The 25,915-nt window shown below is 71.7% G+C and carries 25 protein-coding genes, 1 tRNA gene and 2 pseudogenes; 12 read left to right on the top strand and 16 right to left on the bottom strand.

The genetic code is table 11. The annotated features are described in order from the left end of the window. Nucleotides 1-3: 3 nt before the first annotated feature. The 7 genes from C8054_RS17880 to C8054_RS32305 form a co-directional block, all read right to left on the bottom strand. On the bottom strand, nucleotides 4-840 hold the full coding sequence (locus C8054_RS17880) for an ATP-binding cassette domain-containing protein (RefSeq protein ID WP_233219697.1): 837 nt from the start codon (nucleotides 838-840) through the stop codon (nucleotides 4-6). Next, nucleotides 837-2,654, bottom strand: a complete 1,818-nt coding sequence (locus C8054_RS17875) for a dipeptide/oligopeptide/nickel ABC transporter permease/ATP-binding protein (protein WP_107157938.1) — start codon at nucleotides 2,652-2,654, stop codon at nucleotides 837-839. Before C8054_RS17875 ends, C8054_RS17880 begins: the two co-directional genes overlap by 4 nt. Then, on the bottom strand, nucleotides 2,651-3,592 hold the full coding sequence (locus C8054_RS17870; RefSeq protein WP_107157937.1) for an ABC transporter permease: 942 nt from the start codon (nucleotides 3,590-3,592) through the stop codon (nucleotides 2,651-2,653). The genes C8054_RS17875 and C8054_RS17870 overlap by 4 nt, the downstream gene beginning before the upstream one ends. Nucleotides 3,593-3,672: 80 nt before the next feature. Then, nucleotides 3,673-5,199: an ABC transporter substrate-binding protein gene (locus C8054_RS17865; protein ID WP_107157936.1), complete on the bottom strand. Its 1,527-nt coding sequence runs from the start codon at nucleotides 5,197-5,199 to the stop codon at nucleotides 3,673-3,675. 46 nt (nucleotides 5,200-5,245) lie between these two features. Further along, nucleotides 5,246-6,391, bottom strand: coding sequence for an ROK family transcriptional regulator (locus C8054_RS17860; RefSeq protein ID WP_199199823.1), 1,146 nt, complete (start codon nucleotides 6,389-6,391; stop codon nucleotides 5,246-5,248). Nucleotides 6,392-6,694: 303 nt separating this feature from the next. After that, complete coding sequence (locus tag C8054_RS17855) at nucleotides 6,695-7,879, bottom strand: helix-turn-helix domain-containing protein (protein WP_199199821.1); 1,185 nt, start codon at nucleotides 7,877-7,879, stop codon at nucleotides 6,695-6,697. Then, nucleotides 7,869-8,033, bottom strand: coding sequence for a hypothetical protein (locus C8054_RS32305; RefSeq protein WP_199199819.1), 165 nt, complete (start codon nucleotides 8,031-8,033; stop codon nucleotides 7,869-7,871). Before C8054_RS32305 ends, C8054_RS17855 begins: the two co-directional genes overlap by 11 nt. A gap of 103 nt (nucleotides 8,034-8,136) precedes the next feature. Here C8054_RS32305 and C8054_RS17850 point away from each other — a divergent pair, with 103 nt between their 5' ends. Further along, the gene (locus C8054_RS17850; RefSeq protein WP_107157934.1) at nucleotides 8,137-8,538 is read left to right on the top strand and encodes a winged helix-turn-helix domain-containing protein; all 402 of its coding nucleotides are present in this window, start codon (nucleotides 8,137-8,139) and stop codon (nucleotides 8,536-8,538) included. A gap of 384 nt (nucleotides 8,539-8,922) precedes the next feature. On the opposite strand, the gene C8054_RS17840 is transcribed toward C8054_RS17850, so the two are convergent. The 4 genes and pseudogenes from C8054_RS17840 to C8054_RS17825 all read right to left on the bottom strand — a co-directional run. After that, nucleotides 8,923-9,372, bottom strand: coding sequence for a type II toxin-antitoxin system VapC family toxin (locus tag C8054_RS17840; RefSeq protein WP_107157933.1), 450 nt, complete (start codon nucleotides 9,370-9,372; stop codon nucleotides 8,923-8,925). Further along, nucleotides 9,369-9,623 (bottom strand): hypothetical protein, encoded by a 255-nt coding sequence (locus C8054_RS17835; protein ID WP_107157932.1) that lies wholly within the window; start codon nucleotides 9,621-9,623, stop codon nucleotides 9,369-9,371. The genes C8054_RS17840 and C8054_RS17835 overlap by 4 nt, the downstream gene beginning before the upstream one ends. A 38-nt stretch (nucleotides 9,624-9,661) precedes the next feature. Continuing rightward, nucleotides 9,662-11,875, bottom strand: a complete 2,214-nt coding sequence (locus C8054_RS17830) for an ATP-dependent RecD-like DNA helicase (protein ID WP_107157931.1) — start codon at nucleotides 11,873-11,875, stop codon at nucleotides 9,662-9,664. A 16-nt stretch (nucleotides 11,876-11,891) separates the two neighbouring features. Next, nucleotides 11,892-12,569, bottom strand: a pseudogene (locus C8054_RS17825) (uridylate kinase); the annotation flags it as partial. 164 nt (nucleotides 12,570-12,733) lie between these two features. On the opposite strand from C8054_RS17825, the gene C8054_RS17820 reads away from it, so the two are divergent. The 3 genes and pseudogenes from C8054_RS17820 to C8054_RS33120 all read left to right on the top strand — a co-directional run bounded on the left by C8054_RS17820 (nucleotide 12,734) and on the right by C8054_RS33120 (nucleotide 13,289). After that, the gene (locus C8054_RS17820) at nucleotides 12,734-13,021 is read left to right on the top strand and encodes a type II toxin-antitoxin system Phd/YefM family antitoxin (RefSeq protein ID WP_107157930.1); all 288 of its coding nucleotides are present in this window, start codon (nucleotides 12,734-12,736) and stop codon (nucleotides 13,019-13,021) included. Continuing rightward, nucleotides 13,018-13,134, top strand: a pseudogene (locus C8054_RS33265) (type II toxin-antitoxin system YoeB family toxin); the annotation flags it as partial. The gene C8054_RS17820 and the pseudogene C8054_RS33265, both read left to right, overlap by 4 nt. A gap of 53 nt (nucleotides 13,135-13,187) precedes the next feature. Further along, nucleotides 13,188-13,289, top strand: coding sequence for a type II toxin-antitoxin system YoeB family toxin (locus C8054_RS33120; protein WP_255563040.1), 102 nt, complete (start codon nucleotides 13,188-13,190; stop codon nucleotides 13,287-13,289). A 61-nt stretch (nucleotides 13,290-13,350) separates the two neighbouring features. Here C8054_RS33120 and C8054_RS17810 read toward each other — a convergent pair. The 3 genes from C8054_RS17810 to C8054_RS17800 form a co-directional block, all read right to left on the bottom strand. Continuing rightward, nucleotides 13,351-13,423 (bottom strand) — tRNA-Lys (locus C8054_RS17810). 129 nt (nucleotides 13,424-13,552) lie between these two features. After that, nucleotides 13,553-13,963, bottom strand: coding sequence for a type II toxin-antitoxin system VapC family toxin (locus C8054_RS17805; RefSeq protein WP_107157929.1), 411 nt, complete (start codon nucleotides 13,961-13,963; stop codon nucleotides 13,553-13,555). Then, a complete protein-coding gene (locus C8054_RS17800; protein WP_107157928.1) occupies nucleotides 13,960-14,238 on the bottom strand; it encodes a type II toxin-antitoxin system Phd/YefM family antitoxin in 279 nt (92 codons plus the stop codon). Before C8054_RS17800 ends, C8054_RS17805 begins: the two co-directional genes overlap by 4 nt. Before the next feature lie 175 nt (nucleotides 14,239-14,413). Here C8054_RS17800 and C8054_RS17795 point away from each other — a divergent pair, with 175 nt between their 5' ends. The 7 genes from C8054_RS17795 to C8054_RS17765 all read left to right on the top strand — a co-directional run bounded on the left by C8054_RS17795 (nucleotide 14,414) and on the right by C8054_RS17765 (nucleotide 22,869). Beyond that, nucleotides 14,414-15,487, top strand: a complete 1,074-nt coding sequence (locus tag C8054_RS17795) for a LacI family DNA-binding transcriptional regulator (protein WP_107158011.1) — start codon at nucleotides 14,414-14,416, stop codon at nucleotides 15,485-15,487. Further along, on the top strand, nucleotides 15,484-16,773 hold the full coding sequence (locus C8054_RS17790; RefSeq protein ID WP_107157927.1) for a sugar ABC transporter substrate-binding protein: 1,290 nt from the start codon (nucleotides 15,484-15,486) through the stop codon (nucleotides 16,771-16,773). Before C8054_RS17795 ends, C8054_RS17790 begins: the two co-directional genes overlap by 4 nt. Before the next feature lie 77 nt (nucleotides 16,774-16,850). Continuing rightward, nucleotides 16,851-17,726 (top strand): carbohydrate ABC transporter permease, encoded by an 876-nt coding sequence (locus C8054_RS17785; RefSeq protein ID WP_199199817.1) that lies wholly within the window; start codon nucleotides 16,851-16,853, stop codon nucleotides 17,724-17,726. A 1-nt stretch (nucleotide 17,727) separates the two neighbouring features. Further along, the gene (locus C8054_RS17780; protein WP_199199815.1) at nucleotides 17,728-18,573 is read left to right on the top strand and encodes a carbohydrate ABC transporter permease; all 846 of its coding nucleotides are present in this window, start codon (nucleotides 17,728-17,730) and stop codon (nucleotides 18,571-18,573) included. Between the two features lies 1 nt (nucleotide 18,574). Next, nucleotides 18,575-19,645, top strand: coding sequence for a glycosidase (locus tag C8054_RS17775; RefSeq protein WP_107157925.1), 1,071 nt, complete (start codon nucleotides 18,575-18,577; stop codon nucleotides 19,643-19,645). An 18-nt stretch (nucleotides 19,646-19,663) separates the two neighbouring features. Continuing rightward, a complete protein-coding gene (locus C8054_RS17770; RefSeq protein WP_107157924.1) occupies nucleotides 19,664-21,697 on the top strand; it encodes a hypothetical protein in 2,034 nt (677 codons plus the stop codon). Between the two features lie 89 nt (nucleotides 21,698-21,786). Continuing rightward, the gene (locus tag C8054_RS17765; RefSeq protein ID WP_107157923.1) at nucleotides 21,787-22,869 is read left to right on the top strand and encodes an NAD-dependent epimerase/dehydratase family protein; all 1,083 of its coding nucleotides are present in this window, start codon (nucleotides 21,787-21,789) and stop codon (nucleotides 22,867-22,869) included. Between the two features lie 58 nt (nucleotides 22,870-22,927). Here C8054_RS17765 and C8054_RS17760 read toward each other — a convergent pair whose 3' ends face one another. Continuing rightward, nucleotides 22,928-24,106, bottom strand: coding sequence for a hypothetical protein (locus C8054_RS17760; protein ID WP_233219696.1), 1,179 nt, complete (start codon nucleotides 24,104-24,106; stop codon nucleotides 22,928-22,930). A 72-nt stretch (nucleotides 24,107-24,178) separates the two neighbouring features. Further along, complete coding sequence (locus C8054_RS17755; RefSeq protein ID WP_107157922.1) at nucleotides 24,179-24,928, bottom strand: ZIP family metal transporter; 750 nt, start codon at nucleotides 24,926-24,928, stop codon at nucleotides 24,179-24,181. Between the two features lie 485 nt (nucleotides 24,929-25,413). On the opposite strand from C8054_RS17755, the gene C8054_RS17750 reads away from it, so the two are divergent. Continuing rightward, complete coding sequence (locus C8054_RS17750; protein WP_233219695.1) at nucleotides 25,414-25,620, top strand: hypothetical protein; 207 nt, start codon at nucleotides 25,414-25,416, stop codon at nucleotides 25,618-25,620. The last annotated feature ends 295 nt before the right edge of the window (nucleotides 25,621-25,915 follow it).

The raw sequence follows: 25,915 nt of genomic DNA, 5'->3' as shown, positions 1-25,915 counted from the left end.
TTCCTAGAGGGCGGCGTACCGGCGGCGTCGTTCGGCCTGGCGGACCGGGTCGGGAATGGGGGACGCCATGAGGAGCCGGTTGGTGTAGGGATGCTCCGGCCGGGACGTGACCACGTCGCCGTCGCCGGTCTCGACGATCCGGCCCTTGAGCATCACCGCGACCCGGTGGCAGACGTAGCGGACCACCGACAGGTCGTGGGAGATGAAGAGGTACGCGACGCCGGTCTTCTCCTGCACGTCGATGAGCAGGTCGAGGATGCGGGCCTGGGTGGACAGGTCGAGCGCGCTCACCGGCTCGTCGCAGACGATGAGCCGGGGCTTCAGCGCCAAGGCGCGCGCGATGGCGATGCGTTGCCGCTGCCCGCCGGAGAACTCACGCGGATACCGGCGGCCGGCGTCCGCCTCCAGGCCGATCTGGTGCAGCAGCTCACCGATCCGCGCGGTGGCCTCGGCCCGGGCCACGCCCTGGGCCCGCAACGGCTCGGCGAGGATGGTCTCCACGGTCATGGCCGGGTTGAGCGAGGAGTACGGGTCCTGGAAGACGACCTGGATGTCGCGGCTCAACGCGCGGCGGGCGCGCCGGTGCGCGTGGGTGATGTCGACGCCGTCGAACGTGACAGTGCCGCCGGTGATCGGGGCGAGGCCCAGCACGGCACGGCCCAGCGTGGTCTTCCCGGAGCCGGACTCGCCGACCAGACCGACCGTCTCGCCCGCGCCGACCCGCATCGAGACGGCGTGCAGCGCGTGGAACGACGGGCGCCGCCAGCCGGCGCCGCGGTAGACGACGTCGATGTCGCGGATGTCGAGCAGGGGTGTGCCGGTGTCGTCGGGGACGCTCACGACCCCACCTCCTGGAGGTCGCCGCGCTCCCGCCGGGGCGGCGCGTCTTCGAGGGTCGCGTTCAGGAGCATGCGGGTGTACTCGTGTCGCGGGTTCGCGAAGAGACCGGCGACCGGCTGCTGCTCGACGATGAGGCCGTCGCGCATGACCGCCACCCGGTCGCAGATGTCGGCGACCACACCCAGGTTGTGGGTGACCAGGACGAGCCCCATGTCGCGCTCGCGTTGCAGGCCACGGAGGAGTTCGAGGACCTCGGCCTGGACCGTGACGTCGAGCGCGGTGGTCGGTTCGTCGGCGATGAGCAGCTCCGGGTCGCAGGAGACGGCGCCGGCGATGAGCACACGCTGGGCCATGCCGCCGCTGAGCTGGTGGGGGTGGGCGGCGAGGGTACGCGGGGGGTCGGGGATGCCGACGCGGTCCAGCAGGTCGAGCGCCCGCGCGGTCGCGGCCTTCCGGGACAGGCCGAGCCGGTGCCGCATCGGTTTCGTGAGCTGGGCGCCGATCGTGAAGGACGGGTCGAGGTTCGACATCGGCTCCTGCGGCACGTACGCCATCCGGGTGCCACGCAGCTTGCGCAGCTCGCTCTCGCGCAACCCGACGAGCGACTGCCCGTCCAGCGCGAGCTGCCGGGCGGAGACGGTGGCGTCGGGCGGCAGGAGCCCGAGGATCGCGAACGACGTCTGGGACTTCCCCGAGCCGGACTCCCCGACCAGGCCGAGGACCTCGCCGCGCGCGACGTGCAGCGACACGCCGCGTACCACCTCCTTGGTGGTGCCGTCCTCCGCCACGTACCGGACCGCCAGGTCCTCGACGCGCAGGAGGGCGCCGGCGGGCGGTGCGGCGGGCACCGGCGCGTCGCCGACCGCGGCCCGGTCGGCCGGCGCGTCGCCGGTCTCGGCCCGGTCCACGACGGGGGTGTCGTCGGTGCGGGCGGGGCGCGCCGGGCGCTTGGTCCGGCGCCGCAGGCTGATGCCGAGCGAGTCGGCGAGCGCGGTGCCGAAAAGCACCAGTGCCATGACCGTGACGCCGATCGCCACGCCAGGCGCGATGACCAGCTCGGGCGCGCGCTGGAAGCTCTGGAAGCCGTTGCTCAGCTCGCCGCCCCAGCTCGGGCGCTGCGGGTCGCCGAAGCCGAGGAACTCCAGCCCGGACTGCACGATGATCGCCATGCCGAAGATGAACGAGGACCGCACGAGCACCGGACCCAGCACGACGGAGAGCACGTGCCGGAAGATGATCCGGACGTCGGACAGCCCGGCGACGCGGGCGGCGTCGAAGTACAGCTCCTCGCGTACGCCGATCACGGCGCTGCGGGTCAGCCGGAAGATGTCCGGTGAGGCGAGCACCCCGAGCGTGATCATCGTGGGGGCGAGGCCGCTGCCGAGCGAGGCGATCACCACGATGATGATCAGGATCTCGGGCAGGGACATCAGCATGTTGAAGATCCAGCTCGACACCCCGTCGAACCACTTCGCGCGGTAGCCGGCGAGCAGGCCGGCGGGAATCCCGCACAGCAGCGCGACGGTCACCATGATCGCGCCGGCCTGGAGGCTCACCCGACCGCCCCACAGCAGCCGGCTGAGGATGTCCCGGCCGTTCCCGTCGGTGCCCAGCGGGTGGTCACCGCTCGGCGGCCGGAGCGCCTCGGAGAGCACCACCAGGTTGGGATCCTGCGGGGCGAGGAGCGGGGCGAGGACGCTCGCGGCGACGATGGCGAGCAGCACGGCGCCGGCCACCACGCCCATCGGGTTGCCGAGGAAGGCGCGGAGTCTTCTGGAGGTACGGCCCGCACGGACCGTCGTGTCGGCGCTCATGCGTTGCGTACCTTCGGATTCAAAGCGGCGTAGAGGATGTCGACCGTCAGGTTGACGAGCACGACGACGAGCACGGTGAAGAGCAGGACGCCCATGATGACGGGGATGTCGCTGTTGCCCGAGGCGTTGATGGCGACCGCGCCGATGCCCTGGAGGCCGAACACCCGCTCGATGATGGCGGCGCCGCTCATCGCGGCGATGAACTGCAACGAGAGCATGGTCAACGCCGGCGGCGACGCGTTGCGCAGCACGTGCACCAGCAGGATGTGGCGTTGCGACAGGCCCCGGCTGCGGAGCGTCCGGACGTACGCCTGGCCGTTGACGGTGATCACGGAGTTGCGCAGTTGCTGGGCGATGGCGGCGATCGACCCGATCGACAGCGCGATGATCGGCAGCGTGATGGACCAGAGCCAGCCGCTGGGGGAGTCGCCCAGGTGGACGTAGCCGGTGGCCGGGAACCAGCCCAGCCGCACGGCGAAGACCAGCGCCAGGATGATCGCCACCCAGAAGTTCGGCAGGCTGAAGCCGAGCACCATGACCACCTGGAGCGCGCGGTCGAACGTCCCGGGCCGGGTCGCCGCGAGCAGCCCGAGGACGACGCCCAGGACGGCGGCCACCAGGACGGCGCCGAGCGCGAGGGACACGGTGACCGGCAGGCGCGAGACGATGAGGTCCATGACGTCGGCGTTCTGCGCGGACGAGACACCCAGGTCGCCGCGCGCGACGTGGCCCAGCCAGTCCAGGTACTGCTGGACGACCGGCCGGTCGAGGCCGAGTTGCGCCCGCTTGACCGCGACCTGTTCCTCCGTGGCGTAGAGGCCGAGCGCGCCCCGGGCGGGGTCGGAGCCGGTGAGCATGAGGAAGAAGAACATCCCCGTCACCACCGTGAACGCCAACAGCAGACCCGTGGCCAGTCGCCGGCCGATGAAGCCCAACATGCCTGCTACCTCCTAGCTGACCTGGGGTGGTCCACCGGGTGGGCCGGTGGTGACCGGCCCACCCGGGGATCGACGGGCGGTTACCTGGCCGGGGCGAAGAAGCGCAGGCTCGGCATGAGCTGGGCCTGCTGCATGGTCACGTCGATGTCCGGCTTGAACAGGTAGACGTTCTCCTGCGTGACGATCGGGGCGAACCAGGCCTGCTCCACCAGGTGGGTGTTCAGCTCCTTGTAGAGCGCCGCCTGCTTGTCGCCCTGCGCCGCGGGGATCTCCTTGAGCAGCCGGGTGACGGTGTCGTCGGTGTACTTGAAGTTGTTCCACAGCGACGTCGGGGTGAGCTTGTTCAGCACGTCCGTCCAGGCCGGGATGTTGGTGGAGAAGGAGAGCATGAACGCCGGCTGGCCCTTCAGGGTCTCCAGGCCGCCGTTGGCGAAGCCGTTGACCGGCACCTGCTCCACCGTGATGCCCACGTCGGACAGGTACTGCGCGACGATCGGCACCAGCGGGGACATGAAGCCCTCACTGAACGAAATCTTGATCTTGAAGCCGTTGCCGTAGCCCGCCGCCGCCAGCAGTTCCTTCGCCTTCGCCGGGTCGTACGGGTAGCGCTCGTTCAGCTCCGGCACCCACGCCTCGCTGGCCGGGTTGAACGTCTGCGTGGAGACCTGGCCGAACCCGCCGTAGTGGGTCTCCAGGATGGCCTTGCGGTCGAGCGCGTGGTTGATCGCCTGCCGCACCCGCACGTCGCCGAGCGCCGCCGACGCCTTGCCGGCCCGGTCCTGGAGGATGATGCCCTGCCACTCGCCGGGCACCGTCTTGACGGTGAGCCCGTCGGTCTTCGCCTTCGGCACCATGTCGGAGGTCCCGTACATGAACTGGATCTGGCCGGTCGTGAGCGCGTTGTAGCGGGCGGTGAACTCCTCGTACGGACGGATCACCACGGTCTCGAACGGGAACGCCTCGCGGTTCCAGTAGCCCTCACGCGCCGTGAACTTGTAGCTGACGCCCTTCTCGGACGCGCCGGCGTCGAGCAGGTAGGGGCCGGAGCCGACCGGGGTGGTGGCGATGCTTCCCGCGGCGAGCGCCTTGGGGCTCACCATGTAACCGAGGTACGTCGCCAGGCCGGCGAGCAGGCCGGGACTGGGCTCGCTGAGGTGCAGGCGGACGGTCTTCGGGTCCACGACCTCGACGCGTTCGATCGCCCGGGCCGCCTCGGAGGCGCTGCCGGCACCCTTCTTCCGCGCCTCGATGTTGACCTTCACCGCCTCGCCGTCGAGCGCGGTGTCGTCGCTGAACGTGACGCCGTCGCGCAGCTTCAGCGTGAGTTCGGTGAGGTCGTCGTTGTACGCGTACTCGGAGGCGAGGTTGCCTTCGATCTTCGAGTCGGCGGTCTTGCGGAGCAGCGGGTCGTAGACGGCCTCCGCGTAGTGGATGACCGCGCCCTCCTTCATCTCCGCCGGGTCCCAGGTCAGGACGTCGCCGTTGTTGCCGAGGACGAGTTGGGCGGAGCCGGCCTCGTTGGCCTGCCCGCCACCGCTACAACCGGCGAGGGCGAGGGCGAGGGCGACCGCGGCAAGCGCTGCCGTCAGCGTGCGGGGTAGTTGCACTATGTTCCCTTCTGTTGCTGCAAAGCCAGCGCCGGTCGGCGTCGGGTCAAGCGATTCCGAGCTGTTGGCTCATGACCATGGCGGTCGCGCCGCGCAGAACTATGTCGTCGCCCAGCTCGGAGAGCCGGAGGACGATGTCGCCGTGGACCTCGGTCAGGGCGCGTCGGCGGATGGTCTCCATCGCGGCCGTGGCCAGCGGCCCCTCCAGCACCCGGTGCGGTCCGCTGAGGACGATCTCGGAGATGTTGAGCGCGGCCACGATCGGCGCCAGCACGGAGCCGAGCGCCTCGCCCGCGACGGTCAGCACCCGGGCGCGCTCCGCGTCGGTGCGGGCCCCGGACAGGTCCTCCTGGATGCGCCGGGTCGACAGCCAGGTCTCCAGGCAGCCGGTCTTGCCGCACACGCAGGGCCGCTCGCTGCCGGCGTCCACGACCACGTGACCGATCTCGCCGGCCGCGAACCGGCTGCCGAGGATCGGGGTGCCGCCGAGCAGCAGACCCGCCCCCACGCCGACGCCGACCCGGACGAGGAGCGTGTCCGCGGCGCTCTCGCCGTAGCTGCGTTCGGCGAGCGCGGTGGCGTTGGCGTCGTTGGACACCACCACCGGGCAGGCCAAACGCTCACTGAGCAGCGCCTGGAGGTGGATGTCCTGCCAGCCCAGGTTGGGTGCGCTGAGGACGACGCCGCCGAGGTCCACGATGCCCGGCGTGCCGATGCCGATGCCGAGGAGCGGCGCGGTCACCTGCCGGTGCAGCGCCTCGACCAGACTGGTCACCTTCGCCAGGGCGTCGGCGCCGGTGCTGCCCTCGATCTCGACCTGCTGGCGGGCCACCACGGTGCCGCCGAGGTCGAGCACGGCTCCCCGGTAGAGCGTCGAGTGGCTCAGGTCCAGGGCGACGGTCTGGTAGGCGCGCTCGTTGAACTCGAGCATCATGGCCGGCTTGCCCGGCCGGGTCCCGGCCCGCGTGCCGACCTCGACCACGAGGTCGTCGGCGAGGAGATCGCTCACCACGTCCGAGACGGAGACCCGCGTCAATCCGGTACGCCGCGCCAGATCCGCGCGGCTGTGCGGTCCTTCCCGGTACAGCATCCGCAGCAGCAGTTCCCGGTTGTGCACGCGTGCCTGCTCCGGGCGCACCTTCTCGCCGCTCCGGACCCGGGCCGGCACCTGGTCTCGCCGAAGGGTGCCCACCGCCTGTCCCGACTGCTCGGGCGGCGTTGCTCCGGAGGTATCAATGCACGTCACCCGGTTAGTACAGGGGGCTAACAAACTCCGGGACAAGAACGCGGCTCGCCTTGATGCCAAGTCGTTATCTTGACTCAGTCGCGTCGTCAAGATCGAAAAAGGTCGACAAAAGACCTGGTAGTGCCGTTGTCGCTCGCGCGCGCGGGAGCAGGAGGGGTGAAAGCGACCCTAGATGGGGGCAGTGTCGCGAGCAGACCTCCGGTACGGTCCGTTGGGGTCTGTCTACTCTCGGTCACGCAAGCGCTGCGGTCATGCCTCCGGGGTGCTGAGCACGGCGGCCAGTGGGAGGACCGTCGCCGGGGCGTCCGGGCTCCGGGCCACCCGGGCGAGCAGATCTCGGGCCACCGGCCGGCACCGCACCTCGCCCGGAGCGATGCGGTCGGCCGCCACCAGCAGCCGGCCGGCCCCGGCCGGATCGTCCGCCAGGAGACGGCCGCGCGCCGCGTCCACCAGGTGGGCCGCGCGATGCTCGACGGGCAGCCACCGCCAGCCGTCGGAGTCCACGGCCCGCCGATGCCAGGCCGCCGCCGCGCCAACGTCGCCCAGCTCCACCGCCGCCAGCATGCGTGCCGACACGACAGCTGCCGCACCGAATGCCGTCCGATACTGATCAGGCTCGTCGCCCACTCGCTCCGCCAGTTCGGCCGCCTCAGCGAAGCGGGCCGCCACGGCACGCTCGTCACCGGCGCGGGCCGCCGCCAGCGCGGCCTGCACGAGCAGCGTGCCGCACAGCGCCAGGTGCGCCGATGGGTCGCCGTCAAGGCCGATCCGGTACGCCGCGGCGCGCATCACCGGCACCGCCGAGCCGGCCCGGCCGGTGGCCTGCAACACCTGCCCCAGTTGCACGGCCGCCGCTGCCACCAGCACCGGATCCCCGGCCGCGACGGTCATCGCCCGATCGGCGGCCAGCCACGCCAGGTCGCCCACGCACAGCTTCAGCAGCAACGACGCGGTCACCCGATACGCCTCCACCAGGGGCTCCCGCCCCGCCTCCGGCACCCGGGCATGACCGCGCTGCGCCCCGACCAGCAGGTCCGGCAGCGCGTCCGCCACCTTCGCGTAGCGCGCGTGCTGGTAGGTCGTCCAGGCGTACCCGACGTCGCGTGCGAGTCGACCCGCCGGCCGCGCCTCCCGTCGTCCGGCGTCCATCTCGTACGTCGACAGCGCCGCCCGGATCCGCTCCACGCCATCGGCCCGCGTCGGCGCGTCGGAGACACGGGTGCCAGCCCCGAGCAGGACTGCCCGGTCGATCCGCAGGACGGCGGCGACGTCCGCGATGGTGGACACCTTGTCGAGCGAACGGGCGCCACGCTCGACCTTGTCGACCCAGCTCTTCGACTTGCCGAGCCGGTCGGCGAACACCTGCTGCGACATCCGCCGCCGGCTCCGCCAGTAGGCCACCCGCCGACCGATCGGCAGCGACTCACCGCCCATGACGCGGCTGTCGGTCCGGTCGGGCCCGGGTCGTCTCCTCGACCGGTATCCGGTCCGCCTCGGCCTGGGCGACCAGCCGGCGTATCGCCGCCTCCCGTTCGGCGGCCTCGATCTGCTCGCCCCTGCTGGGCTTGCCGGCGCTCTTCTTGCCCATTCCCACCTCCGGTGATAGTCGAGCCGCAACCCATGTCACTGTAACGACGTAGGACTGTAGATACAATAAGATGTAGAGCTGTCGGACACGTAGCGTCACGTTCGTGATCGACCCTAGCGCGGATCGTGCCGTGTTCCGGCAGCTCGCAGACCTGCTGCGAGACCGGATCACGTCTGGCGATCTCGCGCCGGGGGCTTCGCTGCCCAGTGAACTTCGGTTGGCTCAGGAATATGGGTTGAGCCGCACGAGCGTCCGGCAGGCAGTAGCGCTGCTCCGGTCGGAAGGGCTCGTGATCGTGGAACCGCCGCGCGGCACGTTCGTCCGCGCCGTCGAGCCGACCGAGACGGTGACCCTGCGCAAGGGCGACACCGCCACTGCCCGAATGCCGACCCCTGCCGAGCGGCGCGAGCTGGAGATGGGTGAGGGCATCCCGGTCATCGTGATCTTCCGTGCCGACGGCTCCCGCGAGATGTTCGGTGCCGATCGCATTCGCCTAGGAAGGTAAAGGTGACGCCCGGCAACGGGTGAGCACCCGCCGAGGGGACTCCGATCTTGCACTTTCGGCCTGTAGAACGCGGCTTATGCACCGTTCGACCGGGTAGTAAGTGCAAGATCGAAGTAGTGGGGTGGGGGTGCGGGGGACCGGACGATGCCGGTACGGCTGGAACGGCGACGGATGGTCGTGTCCGACCTCGATCAGGTACTGCCACGTGGTCGACATCGACCGGCCTGCGGGCGAGGTCCGTCGCAGGCGCGATCACACCCCCGGCGTACGCGCTGCCGTCGAAGCCGGGAAAGCGGAGCATCCCGAAGACTTCGTCGCCGGCGGCGAAACCGGTCGCGTCCTCGGCGACGGCCCCGACGACGCCCGACACGTCCGTGCCGGGACTCACTCGCCGACGTGCCGGCCTGAGCGGGCACCGGCCGACGACGCCGGTCGGGGCGCCGCGAGCAGCCGGATCTCGCAGCGGACGCCGCTGGCCTTGGCGAGCCGACCGTCTCCGGTGACCAGGGGGCAGGCCAGTAACTCCGCCGCCGCGACATACGCCGCGTCGTAGGCCGTCACGTTGACCCTCAACTGCCACATCCGGTCGAGCAGCATCCCGACGCCCACCTCGTCGACGACCAACGACGGCAGCGTGTTGATCGCCTCCTGGGCCCGAGCGAGACCGAGCTTTCCGCCGAGCACCTTGCCTCTGATCACGGAGACGACTTCGACCAGTAGGTGACCGGGTGCGGCCCAGTGCGGATCACCGGTCAGCTCGGCCCGCGCCGCGTCACCCACCGGCCCGTCATCGACCAGCGCGTCGGCCAGGACCGACGCATCCACGACTATCACGCGGTGCTTCCCCGTCGACCGCGCTGCTCCCGCTGTTCGTGCAACTCGTCGGCGCTCTCCCCCGGCAGGGAGTGGGTGCCGTCCGACCGGCCGGCGAAGCGATCAAGGGCCGCCGTGTTGCGGAGACGTAGGGCCTGCGTCTCCACCAGCTCCAGCAGGTACGCCTGGAGTGACTGCCCGCGTGCCTTGGCCTGGGCTGCCAGGGCGTCCCGCACCTCTTCCGGCACATCCCGAATCTGGAGAGCAACCATGCATTCATTATGCATGCAGTTGGCGTCGGTTCGGGCTGTCATGCGAGGCGGTGGTTGAGGGCGGTGTGGCGTCGTCCGGCGCCGACGGTGCGGACGGCGGCGGCGAGCGCGCGGCGGGAACCGACCAGGACGACCAGTTGCTTGGCGCGGGTGACGGCGGTGTAGAGCAGATTGCGTTGCAGCATCATCCAGGCGCTGGTGGTCAACGGGATCACCACGGCCGGATACTCCGAGCCCTGGGAACGGTGGATGGTCATGGCGTACGCGTGGCTGAGTTCGTCAAGCTCGTCGTAGTCGTACGCGATGTCCTCGTCCTCGTCGGTGCGGACGGTGAGCGTCTGGTCCTCCGGGGAGAGAGCGGTGACGATGCCGAGCGTGCCGTTGAAGACGCCCGCCTGACCCTTGTCGTAGTTGTTGCGGATCTGAGTGACCTTGTCGCCGATCCGGAACACCCGCCCACCCATCCGCCGTTCCGGCTGCCCCTCGCGGGACGGGGTGAGTTTCTGCTGCAACAGCGTGTTCAGCGCGCCGGCGCCGGCCGGGCCGCGGTGCATGGGGGCGAGCACCTGGATGTCGCGGCGGGCGTCCAGGCCGAACCTGGCCGGGACGCGGGTGCAGGCGACGTCGACGGTCAGGGCGGCGGCGGCCTCGGTGTCGTCGCAGGCGAAGAGGAAGAAGTCCGGCAGCCCCTGGAGGAGGGGCGGGCGGCCGGCGTTGATGCGGTGCGCGTTGGTGACGACGCCGGACTCGGCGGCCTGGCGGAAGACCTGCGTCAGCCGCACCCGGGGAATCGACGGGGCGGCGAGCAGGTCGCGGAGCACCTCACCGGCACCGACCGACGGAAGCTGGTCGACGTCACCGACCAGCAGCAGGTGCGCGCCGGGCGGGACGGCCTTGACGAGCTTGTTGGCGAGAATGAGGTCGAGCATGCTGGCCTCGTCGACCACCAGCAGGTCGACGTCGATCGGGTTGTCACGGTCGTAGGACGCGTCACCGCCGGGGCGTAGCTGCAACAGCCGGTGCACGGTGGCGGCCGGATGGCCGGTCAGCTCGGCGAGACGCTTCGCGGCCCGGCCGGTCGGCGCGACGAGCGTGACCTTCGCCTTCTTCGCGGCGGCCAGCTCGACGATCGAGCGTACGGTGAAGCTCTTTCCGCAGCCCGGCCCGCCGGTGAGCACCGCGACCTTCGAGGTCAGCGCGAGCCGGACGGCCTGTTCCTGCTCCTCGGCGAGGTCGTTGCCGGTGCGGGCCCGCAACCACCGCTGCGCCTTGTCCCAGTCGACGTCGTGGAAGTGGGGCAGCCGGTCGGCCCGGTCGCGCAGCAGCCGGGTCAACGAGGTGGCGAGCGACTGCTCGGCGCGGTGGAACGGCACCAGGTAGACCGCCGGCACCGGTTCCCCGTCCCCGCCGGGCAGCGCCTCGCGGACGACCCCCTCGTCGGCCGCCAGGTCGTCGAGGCAGCGGGCCACCAGGTCGGCGGGCACGTCGAGGATCTTCGTCGCGTCCGCGACCAGCACCGGCTCGGGCAGGTAGCAGTGCCCGTCGTCGGTGGCCTCGGAGAGCGTGTACTGGAGGCCGGCCATCACGCGTTGCGGGCTGTCGTGCGGGATGCCCACGGACCGGGCGATCGTGTCGGCGGTCTTGAAGCCGATGCCCCACACGTCGGCGGCCAGCCGGTACGGCTCCTTGGTGACCACGTCGACGGAGGCGTCGCCGTACTGCTTGTAGATCCGCACCGCCAGCGAGGTCGACACGCCGACGCCCTGGAGGAAGACCATCACCTCCTTGATGGCCTTCTGCTCCTCCCACGCGGCGGTGATCTTCGCCGTACGCTTCGGGCCCAGCCCCGGCACCTCGACCAGTCGGGCCGGCTCGTCCTCGATGACCCGCAACGTGTCCAGGCCGAAGTGCGCGACGATCCGCTCGGCGAACACCGGCCCGATTCCCTTCACCAGACCCGAACCGAGGTAGCGCTGGATGCCCTGGATCGTGGCGGGCAGCACGGTGGTGTACGAGTCGACCTCGAACTGCCGGCCGTAGCGCGGATGCGACGACCAGCGTCCGTGCAGACGCAGGCTCTCGCCGGGCTGCGCCCCCAACAGCGCGCCGACCACGGTCAGCAGGTCACTGCCCCGCGCGGTGGCCACCCGGGCCACCGTGTAGCCGGTCTCCTCGTTGACGTAGGTCAGGCGCTCCAGGACCGCTTCCAGCGTGGCCAGCGGGGGACGGGGTGCGGCGGTCACGGCCACCATCTTGCCTCTGACCGACGCGGCTCTCCCAGACCGGCTGCCGTGGTTCGTCGTTGTGCACGACGATGTCCGCGTGCTCGGTCGGACGGGCCGTGGCGAAGTAGAGCTGCTGGGCGGGGAGATACCGCTCGCGCCAGCGCCGTTCGACCTCCGCCCGGGACGACACCTGGTGATCCCGGACCACGGCCCGGACCACGGCCCGCTCCACGGTCCGGTCGAGTGCGGTCGACACGAAGATGCGCAGGTCCCACCGGTCGAGCAGTTCCGGGCGCAGCAGGAAGACGCCGTCGAAGACCAGCACGGCGTCGGCGGGGGCGGTCGTGACCGGCGGAGACAGCACCGTGTCCGTGGCGGAGTCGTAGACGGCGGGGCGGAAGCGCCGGTCGCCGCCCGGGCCGAGCGGATCCAGCAGCACCCGGGTCAGTGAGTCCCGATCGTGGGCGTCGACGTAGCAGCCCTCGGCCGAGAACTCACCGCGCGGATAGCGCAGCGCCCGGGGGAACAGGAAGTCGTCGACGGTCGCGCGGATGACGTCGCGGCCCCGCTCGCGCAGGACGACGGCCAGCTCGTCGGCGAGGGTGGTCTTGCCGGCGGCCGGCGGCCCGTCGACGGCGACGCGCGTCGGGTGGGTACCGGTGACGGACCCGACGGCCTCGGCCAGGTGGTCGAGCAACTCGTCGCGCGTGCCGTGGTCCATGTGCTGCCGCCGTCCTGAGATTGCGAACATCACGATCAACCATCCCGTCGTACGCCTCTGCGGCTCCGAGCCAACGCCCGGCGCCTGGTCGACCTCTCGGCCGTCGCACCCTTGACGTACCATGAGACGTACGTTTGGTCGTACGTTCTGCTCTTGGGGGCAAGATGAAGGTGCTGACGATCAGTGACGTTCGCAAGAACCTCGCCGCCGTGGTCGATGCGGTGATCGATGATGCCGAGGAGTGTGTCATCCCCCGCGGCGGCGGCAAGGCCGTAGTGATGGTTTCGCTCGACGAGTGGAACGCTATGAACGAGACGCTGCATGTTCTTGGCTCCGCCTCGAACGCCCGCCGACTGCTGGAGAGCATCGCCCAGGCCGACGCCGGCCTTCTCGAGGAGCATCCGCTCGACTCGAGGTCCCACTCTCCGAAACCCGGCAAGGAAGCCGCATGAGCCTGCGCATCGTGTTCACCCCCAACGCATGGGAGGACTACGACGGCTGGTTACGCCGGGACGTGAAGATGGCCCGCCGCGTCAGCAAACTGATCCTCGACGTTCAACGGGATCCACACGGGACCGGTCTCGGCAAGCCCGAACTGCTGAAAGGCCCGCTCTCTGGATGGTCGTCCCCCGCATCAACGACGAACATCGGCTCATCTACCGCGTTCGGGGCGGCGACCTGGAGATCGCCGCCTGCCACGGCCACTACCTCGACAAGTAGAAGCGGCCCACTGAGCCGCCACCCCTCGTCAGGGCCCGACGGTTCGCATGCAACCTCAAGGTGGGCCGCCTGGGACTCGAACCCAGAACCTAAGGATTAAAAGTCCTCAGCTCTGCCAATTGAGCTAACGGCCCGTCGGGCCACAGGCTACCGGATCACCGGCCCTGGGGTTGAGGTCCTCCTTGGCCGCGAGGACGGCTGCGTCGGAGGCGGAGCATCTCCACGTCAAGCCCACCCTGGGTGCCAGGTGGTGGATGTGGGGGTCAGCTTTGGCCGGGGCTTGCTACCGGTAGTCCTGCTTCCTTGGCGCAGTCGAGCAGCCGCCGATCGTAGGTGACGAAGGCGGTAAGTGTCGTGCCGGACTCGTTGGTCAGCACTTGGGCGGTGGCCAGGTGGATGGCGTCGAGGCTGCGGAGCGTCGGTTCGGCGAACGCGGCTGCGGTCGCACGGATCGTGCTGTCGATCTCCAGTCGGAACAGCCGTCCGACGGCAGCCGGCACTCCGATCAAGGCTTGGGGAGCCGATCGGCGCAGCGCTCTCGGCACTTCCACCTCGACCAGGGCGGAGGAGACCAGCGGCACGTCGTCGTGCTCGTGGAGCCAGGAGACGAGGTCGGCGCTGCACGCCTCATGTCGAACCAGCTTGACGACGGCAGCCGAGTCGAGATAGATCACCAGCGCTCCTCGTCGCGCATCGCCGCGAGCGAGGCGGCCACGTCCACGTTCTCGTCACCGAGCTTCGGTGGAAGTGGCACCGAGCCACCGCCGGTGGGGGCGACGGCTCGCCCCGCGGCTACCAACTTGGCCAGCACCGACCTGTCGTCGCCTACTGGAACCAGTCGGGCGATCGGGTGCCCGCGGTCGGTGATCTCGACGGTCTCGCCGCCGCGCACCCGAGCCAGCACCTGGCTCGTGTTCTGGTTCAGCTCCCGGACACCGATGCGTTCCATGGACCGAGTGTAGAACCAGATGTTCTACGGCTCCAGCTTTTGTTGCCGCCCGCCGATCAGCGCGCTGACCTGCCGTCGAGCCCCACGCATCGATCTGCCGCCTCCTGTTGTGCAGTCGCGGGAACCGGTCTAACCTCCGTTGCTTAAACCGGTTTAGTAGCGCGAGGAGGTGCCGGTGACCCGGCCAGGTCGACCGACGATCCGCGACGTCGCCCGCGCGGCCGGCGTATCGAAGGGTCTGGTGTCCTTCGCGCTCAACGGCCGCCCCGGCGTGGCCGACGAGACACGGGAGCGGATCCTCACCGCCGCCCGCGCCCTCGGCTGGGAGCCGAGCCACCGGGCCCGCGCGCTGTCCGCCTCGCGGGCGTTCGCGGTCGGCCTGGTGATCGCCCGTCCGCCCGAGCTGCTCGGCGCGGACCCGTTCTTCCCCGCCTTCATCGCCGGGGTGGAGCGGACCCTGTCCGACCGGGGTCAGGCGCTCGTCCTCCAGGTGGTGCCGGAGTCGGCCGAGGAGGCCGGCTACCGGAAGCTGGCCGCCGACGGCCGGGTGGACGGCGTCTTCCTGCTCGACCTGCGGGTGGACGACCCACGGCTCGCACTGTTGGAACAGCTCGGCCTGCCGGCGGTGACGATCGCCCGCCCGATGGCGCCGACCCGCTGGCCGGCGCTGCTGATCGACGACCGGCCGGGCATCGCCGCGGCGGTCGCCCACCTGGTCGAGCTGGGGCACCGCCGGATCGGGCACGTCGCCGGGCCGGACCACTTCCTGCACGGCCGGGTCCGCCGGCTGGCCTGGGAGCGGGCGCTGGCGGACGCCGGCCTGCCCGCCGACCTCTGCGTCGCGTCGGACTTCTCGGCGGCCGGCGGCGCACAGGCCACCCGCGTGCTGCTCGACCGGGCCGAGCGGCCCACCGCGATCGTGTACGCCAACGACCTGATGGCCATCGCCGGGCTCGCGGTGGCCCGGGAACTCGGTGTCGACGTGCCCGGGCAGCTCTCCGTGACCGGGTTCGACGACGCGGAGCTGGCCGGCTACGTCAGCCCGCCGCTGACCACCGTGCGGACCGACCCGTTCGAGTGGGGGCGGGCCGCCGCGCACGTCCTGCTCGAACTCATCGACGGCGAGCCGGTGGCCGACGTGCCCACGCCGCCCGCGCAGCTCGTTCTCCGTGCCTCCACCGCACCACCACCGGCGCCGCCCGCCAAGCGGCGTCGTTCCCCCGCACCGTCCCGATCGGAGCAGACATGAAACGTACCCTTCCGGCCCTGCTGCTGACCGCCGCGCTCGCCGTCACCGCGGGCTGCGACGGCAGCGGCGGTGGCGGCGACGCCGCCGAGGCCAACGCCGCCCGTGGACCGATCGACATCTGGCTCTCCAACAACCAGGAGGAACTGGCCTGGGGCAAGGCGATGGTCGAGGCGTGGAACGCGGAGCACGCCGACCAGAAGATCACCGCCCAGGAGATCCCGGCGGGCACCAGCTCGGAGGAGGTGATCGGGGCCGCCATCACCGCCGGCAACGCGCCCTGCCTGATCTTCAACACCGCGCCGGCGGCCGTGCCGCAGTTCCAGAAGCAGGGCGGCCTGGTCGCCCTGGACTCGTTCGACGGTGGCGCCGCCTACATCGCCGAGCGGACCGGCCAGACGGCGGACCAGTACAAGTCGCCGGACGGCAAGTTCTACCAGCTGCCGTGGAAGTCCAACCCGGTGATGATCTTCTACAACAGGACGGTCTTCGCCAAGGCCGGCCTGGACCCGGAGAAGCCCTCGCTGGCGACGTACGACGAGTTCCTCGCCGCCGCCCGGAAGATCAAGTCGTCGGGTGCCGCCCAGGCCGCCATCTACCCGGCGCCGACCAGTGAGTTCTTCCAGTCCTGGTTCGACTTCTACCCGCTGTTCGCGGCCGAGACCGGTGGCAAGCAGCTCGTCGACCAGGGCAAGGCCCAGTTCGACTCGCCGGAGGGCCAGCGGGTCGCGGAGTTCTGGAAGACGCTCTACGCCGAGGGCCTCGCGCCGAAGGAGAAGTACAACGGCGACTCGTTCGCCGACGGCAAGGCCGCCATGGCCATCGTCGGCCCGTGGGCGATCTCGGTGTACGGCGACAAGGTGAAGTGGGGCGCGGTGCCGGTGCCGACGTCCACCGGCAAGCCGGCCGACCAGATCCGCACGTTCAGCGACGCGAAGAACGTCGCCATGTACTCCGCCTGCAAGAACCGCGCCACCGCCTGGGACGTGATGCGCTTCGCCACCAGCAAGGAGCAGGACGGCGCGCTGCTGGCCAGGACCGGTCAGATGCCGCTGCGCACCGACCTGGCCGCCGCCTACCCGGACCACTTCGCCAAGAACCCGGCCTACCAGGCGTTCGCCGACCAGGCGGCCCGAACGGTCGAGGTGCCGAACGTGCCGAACTCGGTGGCCGTCTGGCAGGCGTTCCGCGACGCGTACTCCGAGTCGGTGATCTTCGGTAAGAAGCCGGTGCCCGATGCTCTCGGCGCCGCCGCGGACAAGGTCGACCAGCTCGCCGCCGGCTCCTGATGTCCACCGCCCACACCGCGGCGGCCCCCGCCCCCGGGGCCGCCGCGCGAAGCCCGAGACCGGCCGGCCGGGGCCGGATGGCGGCCGTGCTGGGCCGCCACCCGGTGGGCATGGTGCTGGCCGCGCCGTACGCGGTCTTCATCGCCGTGGTGTTCGCCTACCCGCTCGGGTTCGCGATCTGGATGAGCTTCCACGACTACTTCTTCGCCGCGCCCGGTGCGGTGGTGGACCGGCCCTTCGTCGGGCTGGACAACTACCGCGCGGTGCTCGCCGACCCCGCGGTGCGCCAGTCGTTCGGCAACATCGGGATCTTCCTGGTCATCAACGTGCCGCTGACCACGGTGCTGGCGCTGCTGCTGGCGATCGCGCTGAACCGGGTGGTGCACGCCCGGACGTTCCTACGGGTCGCGTTCTACGTGCCGTACGTGACCGCCAGTGTGGCGGTGGTCGGGGTGTGGTTGTTCCTGTTCAACGCCGGCGGCCTGGTCAACTCCGTGCTCGGCCCGCTGGCGCCCGACCCGTCCTGGCTGGTGAACGCCGGTCTGGCGATGCCGGTCATCGCGGTGTTCGTGGTCTGGAAGCAGCTCGGCTTCTTCATCCTGCTCTACCTCGCCGCGCTCCAGAACGTGCCGAAGGAGCTGTACGAGTCGGCGTCGGTCGACGGCGCGGGCTGGTGGCGGCGGTTCCGGTCGGTGACCGTGCCGGCGGTCCGCCCGGCGACCGCCCTGGTGGTCATCCTGGCCACCATCACCGGCGCCAACCTGTTCACCGAGCCCTACCTGCTCACCGGCGGGGGCGGCCCGAACGGCGCGTCCGCCTCGCCGGTGCTGGTGATGTACCAGCGCGGCATCCAGCAGGGCCAGCCGGACGTGGCCGCCGCCATCGGTGTGCTGCTGGTGATCGGGGTGCTGCTCATCTCGTTGGTCAACCGCCGGCTGATCGAGAGGGACTGACGTGACACCGACCTCCACCGCCCGGTGGCCGGGGCTGCTGCGCCACGTGGTGCTGTTCGCCGGGGCCCTGCTGTTCCTCTTCCCCTTCTACTACATGCTGATCGGCAGCCTCCAGGCCGAACCGGACACCTCGGTCGCCGGGGCGTTCCCCACCTCCGGGCTCACCCTGGACAACTACCGGGACATCAACTCCCGGGTCGACCTGCTCGGCTCGCTGATCAACTCGGGCGTCTTCACCGGCGGCGTCATCCTCGGCACCGTGGTCTTCGGGGTGCTCGCCGGCTACGCGCTGGCCCGGCTGCGGTTCCGCGGCCGGGGCACGCTGTTCGCGCTGGTGCTGCTGGTCCAGGTGATCCCGTTCCAGCTCCTGCTGATCCCGCTCTACGTGCTGATCGTGCGCGGGTACGGGCTGGCCGACTCCTACCTCGGGATGATCCTGCCGTTCGCGATCAACACCACCGCGGTCTTCGTCTTCCGGCAGTTCTTCCTGCAACTGCCGGACGAGCTGTTCGCCGCCGCCCGCATCGACGGCGCCGGCGAGCTGCGGGTGCTCTGGTCGGTGGCGTTGCCGCTGGTCCGCCCCGCGCTGCTGACCGCGGTGCTGCTCACCTTCATCGGGCCGTGGAACGAGTTCCTCTGGCCGTTCCTGATCACCAAGCAGGCGGACATGCAGCCGCTGGCGGTCTCGCTGGCCAACTACATCAGCAACGTGGCGGCCCGCGCCGCCAACCCGTACGGCGCGGTGCTGGCCGGCGCCTGTGTGCTCGCCGCGCCGGCCGTCGGCCTCTTCGTGGCCTTCCAACGACACTTCATCTCCACCGACATCGGTTCCGGTGTGAAAGGTTGACATGCCTGTCTCGACCACTGTCCCGTACACGCTGACCCGGCTGGGCGTGCTGATGGCGCCCGACCCGGCCGAACCGTTCGAGGCCGCCGGCGTGCTCAACCCGGCGAGCGGCCGAACCCCGGACGGCCGGCTGCACCTGCTGCCCCGGCTGGTCGCCGACGGCAACGTGTCCCGCGTCGGGCTCGCCGAGGTGGAACTGCGCGACGGCGTACCGGTCGGCGTGCGCCGGCACGGCGTCGTGCTGGCCCCGGACGAGGGCTGGGAACGCGGCCTGCACAACGCCGGGGTGGAGGACCCGCGCACCACCTGGGTGCCGGACCTCGGCCAGCACCTGATGACGTACGTGGCGTACGGGCCGCTCGGCCCCCGCCTCGCGTTGGCCGTCTCCACCGACCTGCGCACCTGGCGGCGGCTCGGGCCGGTGCAGTTCGCCTACCAGCCCGACCTGGACACCGACCTCAACCTGTTCCCCAACAAGGACGCGGTGTTCTTCCCCGAACCGGTGCCCGGCCCGGACGGCCGGCCCTGCTACGCCATGCTGCACCGGCCGATGTGGGACCTCGGCTGGTTCCGCCCCGGCGAGGGCGTGCACCTGCCGGCCGGCACCACCGACGAGCGCCCCGGCATCTGGATCTCGTACGTGCCGGCGGACGAGGTGCACGCCGACATCACCGCGCTGGCCCGGCCCCGGCACCACCGGTGCGTGGCCATGTCCGAGTTCCCCTACGAGGCGCTGAAGATCGGGGCCGGCCCGCCGCCGCTGCGGGTGCCGGAGGGCTGGCTGCTGCTCCACCACGGGGTGACCGGCCACGTCCCCAGCGGCTGGGACCCGACCACCCAACGCGTCGAGTACGCCGCCGGGGCGATGCTGCTGGACCCGGCCGACCCGGCCCGGGTGCTGGCCCGCACCGCCGAGCCCATCCTCGTGCCGGACACCGAGGACGAGAAGGCCGGCACCGTGCCCAACGTCGTCTTCCCCACCGCGATCGAGGAGGTCGACGGCGTGCGGTTCGTGTTCTACGGAATGGCGGACACGAAGATCGGCGTCGCCCGGCTCGACCACACCCCCTGACGCCCCGAGGAGACCCCCATGAAACGCCGATCCCTCCTGCTGGGCGGCAGCCTCGCGCTGGCCGGACCGCTGCTGGCGCAGCCCACCCCCGCCGGGGCCGCCCCCGCTCCCGCCGACCCGTTGACGAACCTGTCCCACCTGGATTTCCTGCTCGACCGGGTCACCCCGCCCGCGCAGGCCGGGCACACCACGTACCGGCTCGCCGACACGCCGACGGTCGGGGTGCTGTGGACGTACGCCGAACCGAACCCGGACGGCACGTTCCGGCGCGTCGGCGGCGGGGCGTACGACCCGGCGACGGACACCTGGGGGCAGGGCGCCTACAACGCCGACGACATCGCCCGCGCCGCCGTTGTCTACCTGCGACACTGGCGGTCCACCGGCGCCACCACCAGCCGGGACGCCTCGTACGCCCTGCTGCGGGGCCTGACCTATCTCCAGACCGCCACCGGGCCGGACGCCGGGAACGTGGTGCTCTGGATGCAGCCCGACGGCACGCTGAACCCGAGCGCCGAACCGGTCGAGCTGCCCGACCCGTCCGACAGCGGTCCGTCGTACTGGCTGGCCCGTACCGTCTGGGCGCTGGGCGAGGGGTACGCCGCCTGGCGTACCGCCGACCCCGGGTTCGCGTCGTTCCTGCGCGAGCGGCTCGACCTCGCGGTCGGCGCGTTGGACCGCCAGGTGCTCGTCCGGTACGGCACGTGGCAGGTCGTCGACGGCGAGCGGACGCCCGGCTGGCTGATCGCGGACGGCGCGGACGCCACCGCGGAGGCCGTGCTGGGGCTGGCCGCGTACGTGCGGGCCGGTGGCGGTGCCGGGGCGCGGCGGGCGCTGAGCCGGTTCGCCGAGGGCATCGCCGCACTGGCCGACGGGGACGTCCGGGAGTGGCCGTTCGGCGCGGTCCGCCCCTGGGCGCTGTCCCGTTCGGTGTGGCACGCCTGGGGTTCGCAGATGCCGGCGGCGCTGGCCGTCGCCGCGCGGGTGCTCGGTGACCGGCGGCTGCTGCCGGCGGCGGTGGCCGACGCGGCCGTCTTCACGCCGTGGCTGCTCACCTCCGGCGGCCCGGACAACGGGCGGCAGCCCACCCCGACGGACCGGTCGCAGATCGCCTACGGCGTGGACTCCCGCGTGCAGTCGCTGCTCGCCGTCGCCGACGCCACCGGGCGCGACGGGTTCCGGCAGCTCGCCGGCCTGACGGCCGCCTGGTACTTCGGCGCGAACGCGGCCGGCGTGCCCGGGTACGACCCGGCTACCGGGCGCACCGTCGACGGCATCGCCGGCGACGGGACGGTCAACCGCAACGCCGGCGCCGAGTCGACCATCCACGGCCTGCTCAGCATGCTGGCGCTTGACGCCCACCCCGAGGTGGCGGCGCTGGCCCGGCAGGGCCGGATCGTGGCGCGGGTAGGCGGGACCGTGGTGGAGGCCGAACAGGCCACGCTGACCGACGGCGCGGACGTGGTCACCCCCGACTCGACGTGGACCGGCGAGTCCGCGTTCAGCGGCGCGTACGCCCTGCTGCCGGCCGGCGCGACCGCCCGCTGGCGGTTGCCGGCCGCCGACCAGCCCCGGCTGGTGCTGCCGGTGGTCGAGTTGCGACCGGGCAGCCGGGCCGTCACCCGGTGGTCCGCCGCCTCACCCGACGGCCGGGCGCGGACCGTGGGCACCGTCCGGCACGGGCGGGTCGGCGCGCAGGGGACCTCGCCGGCCCCCGGCGCGCTGCTGCCGGTGACGCCGAGCGGCCCGGCGGAGGCGCCGGCCGACGCCGTCGACCTGGTCGCGGTCGCGGCCGGCGGGGACGCCGTGGTCGACGCGGTCCTGCTCGAACCGCTCGTCTCCCGGTACGTGATCGCCGGCACCGGATCGACGACGGCGCTGCTGCGCAGTGCCGCCCGCACGCCCCGGACCGTCCCGGTCACCGTGCCGGGCGGGGGGACGGCGTGCGTCGAGACGTACGACGCGCAGGGGGTGCGGCGCTCCCGGACCCGGGTGCGGGGTGGCACGGTGCCGGCGGAGGTGCTGCCCGGCGGCTTCACGCTCGTCCGGCGCTGACGGGCGCGGCCCGGGCGGTCTACCCCGCCCGGGCCGGAAGTCACGCTCCCGCGCGGTTGCTGTCCGGTTCAGCGGGTACCGGACCGGGCATGCGCATCGTGATCGTGGGGGCGACCGGAAACGTGGGCACGGCGGTCCTGCGCCGGCTGCGGCAGGAGTCGGGGGCGGAACTGGTCGGGGTGGCCCGCCGGCTGCCCGGGCCGGACGCCGGTGAGCCGTACGACGACGTCGAGTGGCACTCCTGCGACATCGGCGCGCCCCGCGCGGCCGACGAACTGGTCCGGATCTTCGCCGGGGCCCGGGCGGTCGTGCACCTGGCCTGGCAGATCCAGCCCAGCCACGACCGGCGCACGCTCTACCGGACCAACGTCGGCGGCAGCCGCGCGGTCGTCGAGGCCACCGTCCGGGCCGGCGTTCCCGCCCTGGTGTACGCCTCGTCCGTCGGCACCTACGCGCCCGGCCCGAAGGACCATCCGGTCAGCGAGAACTGGCCGGCGACCGGGGTGCGGACGTCGTCGTACAGCCGGGACAAGGCCGAGGTGGAGGCGCTGCTGGACGACGTGCAACGGGAGCACCCCGAGCTGCGGGTGGTCCGGCTGCGGCCGGGTCTGATCTTCCAGCGTGACGCCGGCACCGAGATCAGCCGCTACTTCCTCGGCCCGCTGGTGCCGGTGCGGCTGCTGCGCTACGGCCGGATCCCGCTGGTGCCCTCGCACAAACGGCTCCGGATGCAGGCGGTGCACGCCGACGACGTGGCCGACGCGTACGCCCGGGCGGTCCTCGGCGACGCGCGCGGCGCGTTCAACGTGGCGACCGACCCGGTGCTGACGCCGGCGCTGGTGGCGCGGCACTTCCACGGCTGGACCGTGCCGGTGGCGGTGCCGGTGCTGCGCGCCGCGGCGGCGGTGACCTGGCGGGCCCGGCTGCAACCGGTCGACACCGGCTGGGTCGACCTGGCGTTGAACGTCCCGCTGATGTCCGCGCAGCGGGCCGAGACGGACCTCGGCTGGGTGCCCCGGGTCGACACGGTGACCGCCCTGAAGGACCTGATCGCCGGCATGTCGACGAGGTCGGGAACGAACTCCCCACCCCTGTCGACGGACCCCACCCTCCCCGGCCGCGCGGCTGCCGTGCCGAGGGGCCACCTCCCCGGCCACCCCAACCCGTACTGATGAGCGGGGTGAGAAGGTGCCCCTTCTCTACCGGAGGCGTTAAGCGGGGGCCCGGCCTTCAGCCCTGGGTGAGGCGGGCGCCGAGGAAGAAGATGCCGGGCTTCGTCTCGAAGCCTCGGCTGGGGTTGCGGCGCAGGGTCGAGCTGGTGATCGACAGGGTGCCGGTGCGGTTGTTGCTGACGAAGAAGATGGCGCCGCCGCCCTCGTTGGCGCTGTTGTCCTCGACGACCGTGCCGGCGAGCTTCACCGCGAACTCGTTACCGTCGCAGTAGATCGCGCCGCCGCTGCCGCCGCCCGGCGTGCCGCCCCGGGCCGGGTTCGCGCCGGTGCCGACCGCCTGGTTGTCGCGGAAGACGCTGTTCAGCACCGTCCAGGAGACGCCGATGCTGCTCAACGCCGCGCCGTTGGCGCACACGCCGCCGGTGAACGTGCTGCCCACCACGTACACCGGCTTGTTCTCGAACTGGCTGAGCACCCGCAGCGCGGCGCCACCCAGATCCGGGCCGGTACGGTCGCAGCGGTTGTCGACGAACCGGGAGTTGACCACCTTGACCCGGCCGCCACGGACGAAGATCGCGCCGCCCCCGCCGCCCTCGGTCCGCTCGCCCGTCGAGTTGCCGTTCGCGAACGTCAGGTTCTGCACGGTGAGCTGCGGGTGGTCCTGGTTCTGGCAGTGCGAGGTGGTGAAGCCCTGCGCCGGGTCGCAGGTGTTCAGGTAGAGGATCCGTCGGCTGCCGCCGCCGCTCAGCGTGACCTTGCCGCCGCCGTCCAGCACGATGCGCGGGCCGTGCGCGTTCACCACCTTGGCGGTGGCCTTCATGGTGATGGTCACCGGCGCCGGGCCGCAGTCGAACGTGATGATGCCGCCGGCCGCCACCGCCTTCACCACCGCCGCCGAGGTGCAGCTCGCCGGCGTGCCGCTGCCGACGGTACGGGTCGGACGCGAGGTGTCCACGGCCCGCGCCTCGGCCGGCACGGTGGCCCGCCCGTCCGGGTTGCCGGCACGGAACGCCACAGCGGCCGGGCCGGGGCCCGGCTTGGCGGTGCCGAGGCCGGCGCGGGCGCTCGGCGGGGCGGCCGGGGCGGCCGGGGCGGTGGCATCGGTGGCACCGGACGGTGTGCCGGCCGGGGTGGTGGCGGCCGGGGCGGTCCGGTCGGACGGCTCGCCGCCGCACCCGGGCAGCGTGGCGGTGGCCAGGGCGAGGACGAGGAGGGAGACAGCGGACTTCACGCGCACCCGCCGATGCTAGGTGGACCGACCGCCCCGGCACGACTCCGTCGGCGATCCTTAACCCGCGGCTAAGCCCGGTCAGGTGTGCGAGAGGGCGAACGCGACCAGGAAGCCGAGCACCGTGATCAGGCCGACCAGCAGGTGGGCGTCCTCGAACGCCTCCGGGACCATGGTGTCGGTGATCATGGCCAGGATCGCGCCGGCGGCGAGCGCGGTGATGGTGGCCAGCACCTCCGGCGGGGCGCCGCCGAGCAGCGTGTACCCGGCCAGCGACGCGGCGCCGGAGATCAGCGCGATGGCCGCCCAGAGCCCGAACACGTAACGCCGGGACCGCCCGGCCTGCCGCATGCCGGCAGCGCTGGACAACCCCTCCGGCACGTTGCTGAGGAAGACCGCGATCACGGTGACGAAGCTGACCGGGCCGCCGGCCAGCAGGCTCGCGCCGATCACCACCGATTCCGGTACGCCGTCGAGCAGCGCGCCGACCGCGATCGCGTTACCCGAACCGGGCTGCTCCTGCTCGGAGGGCTGCTCGTCGTCAGAGCGCTTGCGGTGCCGCGCCCCGTGCCGGGCCAGCAGCACGTTCGCCCCGGTGTAGGTGAGCGCGCCGACCGCCGCGCCGATCGCCACCGGCAGCAGGCCGCCCTGCTCGTGCGCCTCCTCGATCAGCTCGAACGAGACGGCGGAGAGCAGCACGCCCGCCCCGAACGCCATCACCGACGCGGTGGCCCGGCGCGGCACCCGCGCGAAGAACCCGACGGCCGCCCCGATCAACAGGGCGGACCCGGCCAGCAGACCCCAGAATCCCGCTTCCAACCATTCCGGCACCCGGAGGAAACTACCCCCCGTCGATGCCGGCAACCCGATCAGAAGTCGGCGTACAGGTCGACTCGTCCGTCGCCCACCAGCTCAGAGACCCGATCAAGGCTCTGAGCTGGTTCTATGTCCGGGCGTCGATGGTCGTTCATGGTCAACATTGGGCGGCGTTTGACGCCCTGACAACGCCCTGACGCCCTGGAGACGCCCTGAGTGCCGGCTCAGTTGACCTCTATCTCGGGCCGGGCTCGCTGTGCCGCTGTCGGCCGTCTGAGGGGTCGGCGCTTGATGGTTCCGGAGCGGGGCCGGCCGCTGTGGGGGAAGGTCGGGCACGTCCTGGCGGTGGAGCTGGTGCCGCGACCCGGTGATCCGGTGGCAAGCCAGTCCCGGGGTTGGACTGGCGCGGCAGTCGGAAGCCCTGACGCACGATCAGGCCGACCCGCTGGCTTCCGTAGCGGCCTCGGTGATCCCATTCGTGGATGCGGTGGGATGAGTGCGTGCCGGAGCTGCTGGAGCACCTGGGGGAGATGGGTCTGGTCAAGATTGATGGGGAGCGGGAGCGCAAGCCCTGGACCGTGGTGATCTCGGGTCAGCGGCTCGATGGTGCGGCGATCAGGGTCGACGGCCACAGCCTCGACTACTGCCTGAAGCATGCGGTTGCCGCGCTTCACGAGCGCTTCCCGGACGAACTTGCGCTGAGCTGAGATCCCGACCGTGGGGGCGGTGTCCCGGCGGCTGTCGGTGGCTCACCGCCCCGGCGCCGTAGGCGGCCGGGGCGGCTTGCCGCCGGCCGGGCTTGCCGCCCCGCGGCGCGCGGAGCGCGGTGCCTTGATCCAGAACAGAGGAAATCGGCAATGGAGCCATTCGGCCATTGTCCTCCGTCGGCTGATGTGCGACACGCGTCCGCCAGGTGATCTGCGACAGTGGTCCGTTTCGGCACTCTGAGCCCGACGTCTCCGCGGGGCGTCGGGACTCGGGGAGGCCGGGATTGGCGCTGGT

Origin of the sequence: Micromonospora sp. RP3T (assembly GCF_003027925.1) — a bacterium.
Taxonomy (GTDB): domain Bacteria; phylum Actinomycetota; class Actinomycetes; order Mycobacteriales; family Micromonosporaceae; genus Micromonospora.
This window is presented reverse-complemented; position numbering and strand designations above follow the sequence as displayed.